Below are 13,341 nucleotides of genomic sequence, written 5' to 3' on the forward strand. Positions count from 1 at the left end.
TATATAGTATCCATAATACTATTTTTTATAAGCATCGTATGTCATGCTTCATTCATTTTAATTCCTATGGATGAAGTAGCTCAAAAAAATCACCTTAAGGCTTATGGGATTACTTACCTATCATTACAAAAAGGCAGTGATGTTAAATGGCTACTTAATTACAGAGGAGGCTCCTTCCTTCTAGAAGATCAAGAAATTTTTAGAAAAGAATGCACTATACGAGGTGTTTCTTATGAGGTAATATCAGATGCAGAAGCTTTACAGATATTAGAAGAGATTCAAAGTCCATCTCAGAATATGGAAGCTGTTATATTAGAGAAAGCGCCTAAAATAGCGGTGTATTCACCGAAAGACAAAATGCCTTGGGACGATGCTGTAACTTTAGTCTTAAATTATGCTGAGATACCATATGATGTGGTATATGATGAAGAAGTACTACAAGATAAGTTATTGCTATATGAATGGTTACATCTACATCATGAAGATTTTACCGGACAATATGGAAAGTTCTATGGATCATTTAGAGCTGCTCCATGGTATATCGAGGGCAAGCGTTATTCTGAGAATCTTGCAAAAAAACTAGGATTTTCAAAAGTTTCTGAGTCTAAGTTGGCTGTTGCTTTGCGCATTCGCGATTATGTGATAGGTGGTGGTTTTATGTTTGCTATGTGTTCTGCTACCGATAGTTTTGATATTGCCTTAGCAGCAGAAGGTGTTGATATTTGCGAGGCAATGTTTGATGGAGATAGAGCAGAAGCTAATTATCAAAAAAAGATAGATTTTTCTAAAACTTTTGCTTTTAAAGATTTTCAATTGGTGCGAAGCCCGGTTGAATATGAGTTTTCTTCAATTGATATGACACGTAAGCGACGCATACAGCGTACCGAAGATTATTTTTCTTTGCAGGAATATTCTGCTAAATGGGATCCGGTTCCAACCATGTTATGCCAAAATCATACGCAGCTGGTAAAAGGTTTTATGGGGCAAACTACAAGTTATGACCGGAGTACGGTAAAGTCTAATGTATTAGTTATGGGTGAAAATAAGAGCAATGGTGAAGCTCGATATATTCATGGTATTAATGGTAAAGGTATGTGGACTTTTTACGGAGGGCATGATCCTGAAGATTATACACATCGTGTAGGAGATCCTAAAACCGAACTAGATTTGCATCCTAACTCTCCAGGGTATCGACTAATATTAAATAATGTATTGTTTCCTGCTGCCAAGAAAAAGAAGCAAAAAACATAAACCCTTCACAGTTTGAATAAACTATAAAGGGCTTAGTCCTTTTTCACAGCCGATACTTAGTAAGCAATTTAACTATTTTTCTTCGATTAAAAAAACTCTAGCCATTTTAATAAGACTGCAAAAAGTATTATAGCCAGTCCCGAAATAAATAAACCCTTAACTAACCTATCCCAAAACTGACTATCTTTTTTCTCCCAGAACTCCATTTCATTATTGTAGAATTTCTTTTGATTTTTTTTACGGTGTTGCACGAGAGTTAAATTTTATCCTGACTAAACTTTGTCTAACAAATGTAACGTTAAGCCCTTTAAATTAAAAGGCATGGAATAAAATTCAGGAAAAATCCCCTTAAAAAAAGGGGGAAAATCCCCTTTGCATTTTTCATTAAAATTTACTATGATTTTGGTATAATTTTGGATTATGAATAATCATATTAATCCTTAAATTAGCCAAAACTATGGATCCATCAACCATTTTTAGTATTCTTCTAGGTGTCGGACTAGCTGCATCGGTCGGTTTTCGTGTATTTGTTCCCTTATTTGCACTTAGCATTGCTTCATTCTATCAAGTTATTCCTCTTAATGAAAGTTGGGAATGGGTTGGTAGCTTACCGGCTATGATTACATTAGGAATTGCTACTATTGTAGAAATTGTAGCATACCTAATACCCTGGTTAGATAATTTATTGGATACCATTGCAGTGCCGCTAGCGGCACTTGCAGGAACGGCGGTTATGCTTTCAACTGCTGCAGATTTAGATCCGGTAGTTACTTGGTCTTTAGCAATTATAGCCGGTGGAGGTACGGCAACTGCGATAAAAACATCCACGTCCACAACACGATTGGCATCTTCTGCTACCACTGGAGGTATTGCCAACCCTATAGTTTCTACAGTAGAAACGGGCTCATCAATTGTAATGTCTGTTTTGGCTTTTGTAGCTCCGGTTTTGACAATTATTTTGGTGATCGTTATACTTTGGCTGATGTTTAAAGTTTTCAAATGGTTTAAACCGAAGCGTAGTTTAGAATAGCTAATCGTCACTCAGAACTTGTTTTAAGGCTCCATTATATCAAACCTTCATTTATGAATTTTTTGTGATGCAGAAACAAGTATAGCATGATCTTTTCATATTAAATATGATTTTAGTTATTTTAGCACAAATCAGTATAAATTTCAGATATTTGCAGCTTAGTTTTAGAAATGGCACAGAAACCAAGTATACCTAAAGGAACACGAGATTTTTCTCCAACAGAAGTAGCAAAACGTAATTACATTTTTACTGTAATCAAAAAGCATTTTGAACTTTATGGCTTTCAGCCAATTGAAACGCCAAGTTTTGAGAATTCGTCTACATTATTGGGTAAATATGGTGAAGAAGGAGATCGTCTGATTTTTAAAATATTAAACTCTGGAGATTTTCTTGCCAAAACAGATGAGGAATTATTAAAAAGTAAAGAAAGTTTAAAACTTACTCCTCAAATCTCTGATAAAGCCCTTCGCTATGATTTAACGGTGCCGTTTGCGCGTTATGTGGTGCAACACCAAAATGAAATTGTTTTTCCATTTAAGCGATACCAGGTGCAGCCTGTTTGGAGGGCAGACCGTCCTCAAAAAGGGCGCTTCAGAGAGTTTTTTCAATGTGATGCCGACGTAGTTGGTAGTAAATCATTGTTACAAGAAGTAGAATTTATTCAATTATATGATGCTGTTTTTTCTGACTTAGGAATTAGCACGACGATTAAATTAAATAACAGAAAGATTTTATCTGGTATTGCAGATATTATAGGAGCTAAAGACAAGCTTATCGATTTTACGGTGGCTTTAGATAAATTGGATAAAATAGGGAAAGAAGGTGTTGCGAAAGAAATGTTGGCTAAGGGCATCAATGAAGAAGCAATTAGCAAAGTGAAGCCTTTATTTGGCCTTTCTGGAACAAATGAAGAAAAATTGGTGCAATTGAAAGAACTGCTTGTAAATTCCGACGAAGGCTTACAAGGTGTAAATGATTTACAATTTGTTATAGAAAATGTAACCAAATTGGGTCTAAGTTTATCTAAGCTGCAATTAGACGTAACGTTGGCCCGTGGATTAAACTATTACACTGGCGCTATTTTTGAAGTTACTGCCAATGATATTAAGTTAGGTTCTATTGGTGGTGGTGGCCGCTATGATGATCTTACTGGTATTTTTGGACTCAAAGATATGAGCGGTATTGGTATTTCTTTTGGGTTGGATAGAATTTATTTAGTGTTAGAAGAATTAGATTTGTTTAAACAATCAGTTGAATTACCAAAACCTAAAGTATTGTTTTTAAATTTTGGAGGAGATGAATCTATTTATTGTTTAGAAGCGATAAATACTTTAAGAAACGAAGGTGTAAAAGCTGAAGTTTATCCTGATACAGTAAAGATTAAAAAACAAATGAACTATGCTAATAAACGTGAAATACCGTTTGTAGTATTGGTTGGAGAAGAAGAATTAAAGAATAAAAAATATACATTAAAAAATATGAATTCTGGTGAGCAAACCACCTTCAATTTTGAAGAACTGCTTGAAACGATAAGGAATTCGTAATTTTGCATAAATTTTAAAATGATGTTTGAAGGAAAAAACGGAAAAGTGAGTGTAGAAGAATTTGGTGACGATCACATTTTTACATCGGCAAAGACACCTTTGCGTAACGATGCTTTTGATATTTCTGATGATGAAAAAATACAAGCTATCGAAGAAGATGTAGCTCATATACTTCATAAATTAGGAATGGACCTTACCGATGATAGTATTAAAGGTACACCTAAACGTGTAGCTAAAATGTTTGTTAAAGAGATTTTTGGTGGCTTAAATCCAAAACGAAAGCCAAAACCGTCTACATTCGACAATAACTATAAGTACGGTGAAATGTTGGTTGAGAAGAATATCACAGTGTATTCTACTTGCGAACACCATTTATTACCTATTGTTGGGAGAGCTCATATTGCATATATTTCTAGCGGAAAGGTTATTGGTCTTTCTAAAATGAATCGTATCGTTGACTATTATGCTAAACGACCACAAGTACAGGAGCGATTAACCATGCAAATTGTGCAAGAATTGCAGCAAGCACTAAATACTGAAGATGTAGCTTGTGTTATAGATGCAAAGCATTTATGTGTTAATTCACGTGGAATTCGAGATGTGGCTAGTAGCACTGTAACCTCAGAATTTGGTGGTAAATTCAAAGATGAAGCCACAAAAAGAGAATTTCTAGACTATATTAAACTCGATACTGAGTTCGGAGATTAATCTTCGATTAAAAAATAAGATCAAAAAGCTCAAGATTTTCTTGGGCTTTTTTGATTTATTAAAGAAATACACCTCCAAATAGCGATTTTTTTAATAATACCTCAGCAATACCGCTAAAATGTTAAAGAATCATAAAGTTTTTAACACGAAATCGGTTTCGTAATCAAGCGATGTTTATTTAATAGCTAATTTGATAAACAATTAGATTAAAAGTAAGAATCTAATGCATTCAATTATTAACTAAACTATTGATTATGAAATTATTAAATTTTTGTTGGAGTATAATAGGAGTAACACTAATTTTTATTTCATGTAGTGAATCTGTAGAAGATTTAGAATTACAACAAAAGAATGAAGTTGTAATTAAACATGTTACAAAACACGAAGGACAACCATTCAATTCTGGTAGTGGTGTGAATTTAAAAAACTACAATCCCGGGCCAGGAGGTGGGGTTATGATGCAAGCATTTTATTGGGATGTGCCTGCTGGTGGTACATGGTGGGATGTTGTAGAAGGTAAACTTTCTGAATGGAGCAGTGCCGGTATTGAATCTATTTGGCTACCTCCGGTATCTAAGGCACAAGGAGGTGCAAATTCTATGGGGTATGACCCAACAGACTATTTTGATTTTGGTAATTACAACCAAAATAATACAATTGAAACACGTTTCGGATCAAGAACTGAGTTAGAAAACCTTATTAGCACCGCTCATAATGAAAACATGAAAGTCTATGCAGATATTGTTTTAAATCATAACAGTGGTGGGCAATTAGAAGCGAATCAATATACAAATACAGATACGTGGACAGATTTTACGAATATTTCTTCGGGTAAGTTTACTAGAACGCAGCACGATTTTCACCCTAATAATATTCATACTAATGATGACGGTATTTTTGGTGGTTTCCCAGACTTATGCCACGACGTACAACACGTAAAAGATTGGTTATGGCTTCGAGATGATAGCGTAGGAAAGTATTATAGAGATTCTATTGGTTTTGATGGTTGGCGTTTTGATTATGTAAAGGGATTTTCACCATCTGTAGTAAGTCAATGGAATGCAAGCATTGGTGGATTATCTATTGGAGAATATTGGGATGCTAATGTAAACACATTAAGCTGGTGGGCCAATGCAGCTAATAGTAGCGTCTTTGATTTTGCGTGTTATTACAAAATGAACGATGCTTTTGACGGAAATAATCTAAATGTACTAAATGATGACATGATGTGGAAAAGAGATCCGTTTAAAGCCGTTACATTCGTGGCAAACCATGATACCGATGAGATATGGGAGAAATTGCTCGCGTATGCATACATTCTAACGCATGAAGGTTATCCAACAATTTTTTATAGAGACTATGAAGAGTGGTTGAATAAAGAACGAATGAATAACTTAATTTGGATTCATAATAACAAGGCTACAGGTAATACATCAATTCTTTATACTGATAATGATGAGTACGTTGCCAGACGAAATGGCTACAATGGAAATCCGGGATTAATTGTCTATATAAACAATGCAAATCATTGGCAAGAAAGATGGGTACCTACAAATTGGAATAATACTCAGATAAAAGATTTTACCGGGCATTCTAATTGGTATCCAACAACGCAAGGAGGAGGATGGGTAAAAATTCAATGCCCACCGAAGAGTTACTCAATATGGTCTATTAATCAGTAAAAAATGATACAAAAGGGTTGCTTTGCAGCCCTTTTCTTATAAAGAATTTAAGAAGCTCATGGTATCTACACCATCTGCATAATCAGTCAAAGAAGGCCGCTGGGTTTTACCAAAGTCTACCGTATTTTCTAAAGAATTACTTACAATACATTGTATTTGTTCTTTTTCTCCTGTTAATTTCTGTTGTAACGAATTTAGATCGTCATAATATTCATAAAATAGGGAAGCAATTGGCGAAGCATAGCTTTTATCTTCTTTAAGTATTAAGAATCCATTTTCTAAAAGATCAAATTCGCTCATTAAATATACTGCCTTGTTATAATCATAATTATTAGCATATTTCTTGTAGTCAATAATGTCTTTATAAGTATATACTGCCCTAAAAAGTTGATCAAAATCGTAATCGTTTGGTACAAAAATCTTGGAAACACTTCTGCAGCCTAAACCAAAATAACGAAAGATGTCTTCTCCTAAACCTATTAATTCATCTTCAGATTCGTTCCCGGTTAAAACGGCAACACTGTTCCTATTCTTACGAATGATACTTGGGTATTTACCAAAATAATACTCGAAATATCGGGCTGTATTATTACTTCCTGTAGCTATCGCGGCATCAAATCCTTCAAGTTTTTCTTCGGTAAAAAGTATTTTTCCCTTTAATTCAGGTTCAACATGCTCAAGATATTTGGCTGCCAGTGGTAAGAAATATCGATCGTTTGAAGATTGTTTTACTATGATCGAATGACCCGAAAGTAGTACGGAAATAAAATCATGAAATCCAACCAGGGGAATATTCCCGGCCATTATTACCGCAACAGTTTTGTCTTTTGAATTTAAAGCATAATTAGAGATCCAGCTATCTAAATTGTTTTTTGACAACAAGTTAGACCACGATTCAAATGCATATAAAATGTTATCTTCTGTAAACCAACCATTAAATTCTTTCGCACGTTTTAACTGTAGATTAAAAGCATCAAAAAATAAATCATTATATGAAACCGCATCTAATCTTTCAATTTTCCCTCTTGAAAATTGACTTAAAAATTTACCAAATTCAACAAAAGCGTTAATTCTGTTTTGTAGCAACATTCATTCGTTTTTTACGTTCAGGTTTTTGTAACTTTGCGGCTACAAATTTAGTTAAATTAATTATGGCAATTATTATAACAGACGAATGTATTAATTGTGGTGCTTGTGAACCAGAGTGCCCTAATACTGCAATTTATGAGGGAGCTGACGATTGGCGTTATAAAGATGGAACTTCACTAACCGGAAACGTAATATTACCAAATGGTAAAGAAGTAGATGCTGATGAAGTTCAAGAACCGGTTTCAGATGAAATTTATTATATAGTACCGGATAAATGTACGGAATGTAAAGGATTTCATGAAGAACCACAATGTGCAGCAGTTTGTCCCGTAGATTGTTGCGTACCCGATGAAGATAATGTTGAAACGGAGGAGGAGCTTCTAGGGAAACAACAATTTATGCACCCAGAAGACTAAAAATATGTTCTTATAAAGCGAATCCCAAACTAATTGTTTGGGATTTTTTTTATTTGAAGTTTTGTATAGATATTTATATCGATAAAATTGACTTTAAATGAACCAAATCGTACTTCAAGGAATAAAATTTGATAAAAAATCGTCTTATCAGAGGGGTGCTGAACTCGCACCATCATTAATTCGAGAAGCACTGTATTGTGGTTCTTCAAACTTATTCTCTGAAAATGGAGTTTCAATTGAGAATTTATTAGATGATAAAGGAGATTTTAAAATTTCAGAGTATTTTGATATTGAGAAAATAACAGATAACCACTTAGTGAATGTCACAAAAATAATTACTCTTGGTGGTGATCATTCTATTACTTATCCTATAATTAAAGCTCTTAGAAAGAATTATCCTGTATTAGATATATTGCATATAGATGCACATGCCGATCTTTATGATAATTTTGAAGGCGACAAGTATTCGCATGCATGTCCATTTGCAAGAATTATGGAGAATAAATTAGCTGATAAACTAGTGCAGGTTGGTATTAGAACTTTAAATACACACCAAATTGAACAGGCACAAAAGTTTAATGTTGAAGTACATGAGATGAAAAATTTAGATCTTTCAAAAATCGCTGAATTTAAAAACCCTCTATATATTTCTTTAGATATGGATGCATTTGACCCTGCTTTTGCTCCGGGTGTTTCTCATCACGAGCCAGGAGGTTTAACATCTAGACAAGTAATAGACTTAATTCAGAATATTGATGCAAACGTTGTTGGTGCTGATATTGTTGAGTATAATCCAAATAGAGATTTTAAGAATATGACAGCATTTTTAGCTGCAAAAATGATGAAAGAGATTGTTGCCAAAATGGTATAAAAAAACCGAGCAAGCTGCCCGATTTTATTTAATAAGCTCGGTTATTTAGAAGTTAAAATTCATGCGGGCATAATAGAAAGTACCTCCAAAGCCCATTTAAACAGAATCCCAATAACCTCCGGCTTCTGTCCAGTCATCCTGTTGATCTGGATATACATTAAATAAATTATTGCTACCGATGTTTAGTTTTAGATTTTCTGAAAGCCTGAGACCAAATGTTTTTCTCCATGATAAGATAAAGGGGAATAATATACTTTGAACAATGTAGCCAAGGCTTTAAGGTCTCCATCTTTAAACGCGTTCCATAATGCTTCTTCAGAAAGATTTTTCATTTGTATATCAAATCCATGTGCAAGTATCGCAAAGTTAGAATAATTTAATTTATAATCGATATAAGACATATTTAAGCTAAGTACTAAGTCTTATCTTAATGCAAACTATTATATTTGCACCGCGAAAAATGAGAATCCATTTATATGGAAAATAACAGTTTAAAAAGTTATCAATGAAAGCAGGAATTGTAGGATTGCCAAACGTAGGAAAATCAACCTTATTTAATTGTTTATCAAATGCTAAAGCTCAAAGTGCAAATTTTCCTTTTTGTACGATAGAACCTAATATTGGTGTTGTAAATGTACCTGATAAACGTCTTGAAAAATTAGATGAATTGGTGAGTCCTGAAAAGGTAATTCCAGCCACGGTAGAGATTGTTGATATTGCAGGATTGGTTCGAGGTGCCAGTAAGGGAGAAGGACTTGGAAATCAATTTTTGGCAAACATTCGTGAAACGGATGCCATTATACATGTATTACGTTGTTTCGATAATGATAATATTGTGCATGTAGACGGTTCAATTGACCCAATTAGAGATAAAGAAACCATAGATATTGAGCTTCAGTTAAAAGACCTTGAATCGGTTGAAAAACGACTGGAACGTGTTAAGCGCACAGCTAAAACCGGAAATAAGGAAGCCCAAGCCGAGCAAGCAGTTCTAGAAAAAATAAAAGTATCTTTAGAAAGCGGTATATCAGTAAGGGCCATTGAACGAACCGAAAAGGAAGCTGAATTTATGCAGCCAATGCAGTTTATTACAGATAAACCTGTATTGTATGTGTGTAATGTTGATGAGGCTTCAGCCAAATCTGGAAATGCATATGTTGAAAAAGTAAAATCGGCAATTAAAGATGAAAATGCTGAGCTTTTAGTGTTAGCGGTGGCTACCGAAGCTGATATTGCCGAATTAGAAACATACGAAGAAAAAGAGATGTTCTTAGAAGATTTAGGCCTTGAAGAGCCTGGCGTCTCAAAATTAATACGCTCAGCCTATAAATTATTGAATTTGCAAACTTATTTCACAGCGGGTGAAAAAGAAGTGCGAGCCTGGACAATTAATATTGGAGATACAGCTCCACAAGCAGCAGGAGTGATTCATACTGATTTTGAAAAAGGATTTATTCGTGCCGAAGTTATGAAATATACTGATTTTGTTGATTTCGGAAGTGAAATAAAGGTAAAAGAAGCTGGTAAACTATCTGTAGAAGGTAAAGAATATGTCGTTAAAGACGGCGACGTGATGCACTTTAGATTTAATGTTTAATTTTTTTTATGCAGTTTGAACTTAAATCATCCGATCAAAATAGTAAAGCACGCGCTGGTCTTATAACTACAGATCATGGAGTGATCGAAACTCCTATTTTCATGCCGGTAGGTACCGTTGCATCGGTTAAAAGCGTGCATCAACGTGAGCTAAAAAATGATATCGATGCTGATATTATTTTAGGTAACACCTACCATTTATACTTAAGACCACAAACTCCGATTTTAGAGCAGGCAAAAGGCTTACACAAATTTATGAATTGGGATAGACCAATTCTAACCGATTCGGGTGGCTATCAAGTATATTCTTTATCAGGAAACAGAAAGATCAACGAAGAAGGGGTGAAGTTTAAATCACATATAGATGGTTCATCACATTTCTTTTCTCCAGAATTTTCAATGGATATTCAACGCAGTATCGGTGCCGACATCATAATGGCTTTTGATGAATGTACACCATATCCCTGTGAATATGGGTATGCGAAGCGATCTATGCATATGACACATCGTTGGCTAAAACGCTGTATTGACCATCTTGATAAGACTCCAGAAATATATGATTATAAGCAAACGCTATTTCCTATAGTTCAGGGAAGTGTTTATAAAGATTTACGTAAACAATCAGCTGAGTTTATTGCTTCTGTCGAAGCCGAAGGAAATGCAATTGGAGGATTATCAGTAGGAGAACCAGCAGAAGAAATGTACGAAATGACTGATGTTGTTTGTGCTATTTTACCAGAAGATAAACCTCGATACTTAATGGGTGTTGGAACTCCAATTAATATTTTAGAGAACATAGCACTTGGAATAGATATGTTTGACTGTGTAATGCCTACTCGAAATGCACGAAACGGTATGTTATTTACGGCACATGGAACAATCAATATCAAAAACAAAAAATGGGCCGATGATTTTTCTCCAATTGATGAAATGGGAATTACCTATGTAGACACCCAGTACTCTAAAGCTTACCTTAGACATCTATTTGTATCTAAAGAATATTTAGGAAAACAAATAGCCTCTATACACAATCTTGGATTTTATTTATGGTTGGTTCGTGAAGCTAGAAAACATATATTAGCAGGTGATTTTACTACTTGGAAAAACCAAATGGTAAATCAAATGAACAAAAGATTATAACCTTGCGGAAGCTAGATAGATACATTTTAAAGAAATATTTTTCTTCTTTTCTATTAACCCTGTTAATTTTAATTCCGGTTGCAGTGGCTGTTGATACCGCTGAAAAGATTGGAAAATTTCTAGCACATGATAACTTAGGCGTTGTTGAAATTATCAATGATTATTATATCCCTTTTATCGTTTTTTATGCCAATACTTTTATGCCATTGGCTTTGTTTATTTCTACAATCTTGTTTACTTCAAAATTGGCTAGCAATACAGAAATTGTAGCGATTCATAGTGCAGGTATCTCCTTTAAACGGTTTCTTAAACCCTATTTTATTGGTGCTACAATTATTGCTGTGGTAGCTTTATTAGCAAATCATTTTATAGTACCCAGAACCAATGGTACTTTTGAAGAATTTCAAGATAATTATACGCGTAGAACAAAAAGGTCTAAAACGAGTGTTACGAATGTGAGTTTGCAGCTCACTGAAAATGACTTCGTTTATTTTAGAACATTTGACTTAAAAAGAAATGTAGGGTATGATTTTTCATATGAAAAATTTAATGACCTTAAACTATCGTATAAATTAATCGCCAGAAATATTCGGTATAACGATAAAGATTCTACCTTCACAATTAGCAACTATAAAGAGCGTTTTTTAAGACCTAAAAATGATAGTATTCACTCTGGAATAAAGTTAGATACTACGTTTAATTTTAAACCTCAAGATTTACTATATACCAGCACGTTAGCAAAAGCAATGAACTCATTTGACCTAAGTGCTTTGATTGATAAGTCAGAAAAACGAGGAGTTAGCAATTTAAATCAATATAAAGTAGAACTTTATAAACGTACCAGTTTACCTATTTCTTCATTTATATTGACAATTATTGCTGTTGCATTGGCCTCTAAAAAGAGGAGAGGCGGTATTGGTATTAATCTTGCCACTGGAGTCGCGGTTATGTTTTCATATGTGTTTTTCTTAAAGGTTTTTGAGGTTTTAGGCTCAAGTGCAACTTCAAATCCGTTAGTAATGGTATGGATACCAAACATTCTCTTCGGTATTCTAGCAGCTTATCTATATATAAATGCAAGAAGGTAAGCTAAAACATACGTTGCATTTACATTTATTGGTGTTTATTGCTGGTTTTACTGCTATTCTAGGAGAATTAATTACAATTGATGCTTTTCCGTTAGTGTGGTTTAGAATGACCATAGCTATGGTTATAATGCTGGTTTATATTAAAATTGTAAAGATTAAAATTTCAGTTTCAAGAAGAAAGCTCATTCAGTTTTTAGGGGCAGGTGTCATTATAGCTTTGCATTGGATTACTTTTTTTGCTTCTATTAAGGAAGCTAATATTTCTATTGCACTAGCCATGTTTTCTACGGGTGCTTTCTTTACAGCACTTATTGAACCATTATTTTATAAAAGAAAGATAATTGGCTATGAATTACTATTTGGTATTCTCGTGATTCTTGGCGTATACCTAATAATTGATAGTGAAATAAAATACCTTACCGGAATAATCTTAGGAATCTCTTCAGCTTTCTTTTCGTCGTTGTTCGCCGTAATTAACGGACGGTTTGTAGAAAAGGATAATGCTTCGGTTATTTCTTTTTATGAGTTTATAGGAGGAATCGCTTTTATTACCATTTATATAGCTTTTTTTGGTGAAGGGTTTAGTAAAGAATTCTTTTCGATAAATAACGCCGATTGGTTTTATCTAATTATATTAGCTTCAATCTGTACAGCTTATGCATTTATTGCAGCAGTATATATTATGAAATTCATTAGCCCGTTTACGGTAATGCTTACCTATAACTTAGAGCCAGTTTATGGTATTATACTGGCAATTTTGATTTTTGGAGATAGTGAAATTATGAGTGCTAAGTTTTATTACGGCGCTATTTTGATTTTAATTACTGTGATTTTAGATGTATTATTGAAAAATAATCCGAATTTATTACAAACAAAAAAGTAATTGCATACATCTAAAGTTTATATATTTGTACACCTAACTTAAT

General features: G+C 33.9%; 13 protein-coding genes. 11 read left to right on the forward strand and 2 right to left on the reverse strand.

From position 1 onward, the window contains the following. Positions 1-66: 66 nt before the first annotated feature. The 5 genes from AC1EUU_RS03110 (at position 67) to AC1EUU_RS03130 (ending at position 6,215) form a co-directional block, all read left to right on the forward strand. Entirely contained in the window at positions 67-1,251 is a 1,185-nt protein-coding gene (locus tag AC1EUU_RS03110) for an asparagine synthetase B (protein WP_480200758.1), read from the forward strand. A gap of 457 nt (positions 1,252-1,708) precedes the next feature. Beyond that, positions 1,709-2,281, forward strand: coding sequence for a DUF4126 domain-containing protein (locus AC1EUU_RS03115; RefSeq protein ID WP_480199915.1), 573 nt, complete (start codon positions 1,709-1,711; stop codon positions 2,279-2,281). A 170-nt stretch (positions 2,282-2,451) separates the two neighbouring features. Further along, positions 2,452-3,825, forward strand: coding sequence for a histidine--tRNA ligase (hisS, locus tag AC1EUU_RS03120; RefSeq protein ID WP_480199916.1), 1,374 nt, complete (start codon positions 2,452-2,454; stop codon positions 3,823-3,825). Between the two features lie 21 nt (positions 3,826-3,846). Continuing rightward, positions 3,847-4,533, forward strand: coding sequence for a GTP cyclohydrolase I FolE (folE, locus tag AC1EUU_RS03125; protein ID WP_480199917.1), 687 nt, complete (start codon positions 3,847-3,849; stop codon positions 4,531-4,533). Between the two features lie 254 nt (positions 4,534-4,787). Next, positions 4,788-6,215: an alpha-amylase gene (locus AC1EUU_RS03130; protein ID WP_480199918.1), complete on the forward strand. Its 1,428-nt coding sequence runs from the start codon at positions 4,788-4,790 to the stop codon at positions 6,213-6,215. Between the two features lie 36 nt (positions 6,216-6,251). On the opposite strand, the gene AC1EUU_RS03135 is transcribed toward AC1EUU_RS03130, so the two are convergent. Then, positions 6,252-7,304 (reverse strand): acyl-CoA reductase, encoded by a 1,053-nt coding sequence (locus AC1EUU_RS03135; protein ID WP_480199919.1) that lies wholly within the window; start codon positions 7,302-7,304, stop codon positions 6,252-6,254. 62 nt (positions 7,305-7,366) lie between these two features. Between AC1EUU_RS03135 and AC1EUU_RS03140 the strand changes: the two genes are divergently transcribed. After that, complete coding sequence (locus AC1EUU_RS03140; protein WP_480199920.1) at positions 7,367-7,720, forward strand: 4Fe-4S dicluster domain-containing protein; 354 nt, start codon at positions 7,367-7,369, stop codon at positions 7,718-7,720. Positions 7,721-7,817: 97 nt separating this feature from the next. Then, positions 7,818-8,591, forward strand: coding sequence for an agmatinase (speB, locus tag AC1EUU_RS03145; RefSeq protein WP_480199921.1), 774 nt, complete (start codon positions 7,818-7,820; stop codon positions 8,589-8,591). A 188-nt stretch (positions 8,592-8,779) separates the two neighbouring features. Here speB and AC1EUU_RS03150 read toward each other — a convergent pair whose 3' ends face one another. Beyond that, complete coding sequence (locus tag AC1EUU_RS03150) at positions 8,780-8,992, reverse strand: hypothetical protein (RefSeq protein WP_480199922.1); 213 nt, start codon at positions 8,990-8,992, stop codon at positions 8,780-8,782. A 104-nt stretch (positions 8,993-9,096) separates the two neighbouring features. On the opposite strand from AC1EUU_RS03150, the gene ychF reads away from it, so the two are divergent. From ychF to AC1EUU_RS03170, 4 genes are read left to right on the forward strand one after another with little or no spacing between them, the layout of a single operon-like run. Beyond that, positions 9,097-10,188 carry a redox-regulated ATPase YchF gene (gene ychF, locus AC1EUU_RS03155; protein ID WP_480199923.1) on the forward strand — a complete coding sequence of 364 codons (1,092 nt, stop codon included), beginning with the start codon at positions 9,097-9,099 and terminating at the stop codon, positions 10,186-10,188. Positions 10,189-10,196: 8 nt separating this feature from the next. Continuing rightward, the gene (gene tgt, locus AC1EUU_RS03160; RefSeq protein WP_480199924.1) at positions 10,197-11,327 is read left to right on the forward strand and encodes a tRNA guanosine(34) transglycosylase Tgt; all 1,131 of its coding nucleotides are present in this window, start codon (positions 10,197-10,199) and stop codon (positions 11,325-11,327) included. Positions 11,328-11,329: 2 nt separating this feature from the next. After that, positions 11,330-12,415 carry an LptF/LptG family permease gene (locus AC1EUU_RS03165; RefSeq protein WP_480199925.1) on the forward strand — a complete coding sequence of 362 codons (1,086 nt, stop codon included), beginning with the start codon at positions 11,330-11,332 and terminating at the stop codon, positions 12,413-12,415. After that, on the forward strand, positions 12,402-13,298 hold the full coding sequence (locus tag AC1EUU_RS03170) for a DMT family transporter (protein WP_480199926.1): 897 nt from the start codon (positions 12,402-12,404) through the stop codon (positions 13,296-13,298). The genes AC1EUU_RS03165 and AC1EUU_RS03170 overlap by 14 nt, the downstream gene beginning before the upstream one ends. Positions 13,299-13,341 lie beyond the last annotated feature (43 nt).

The organism is Maritimimonas sp. 2205BS37-2, from assembly GCF_056591755.1.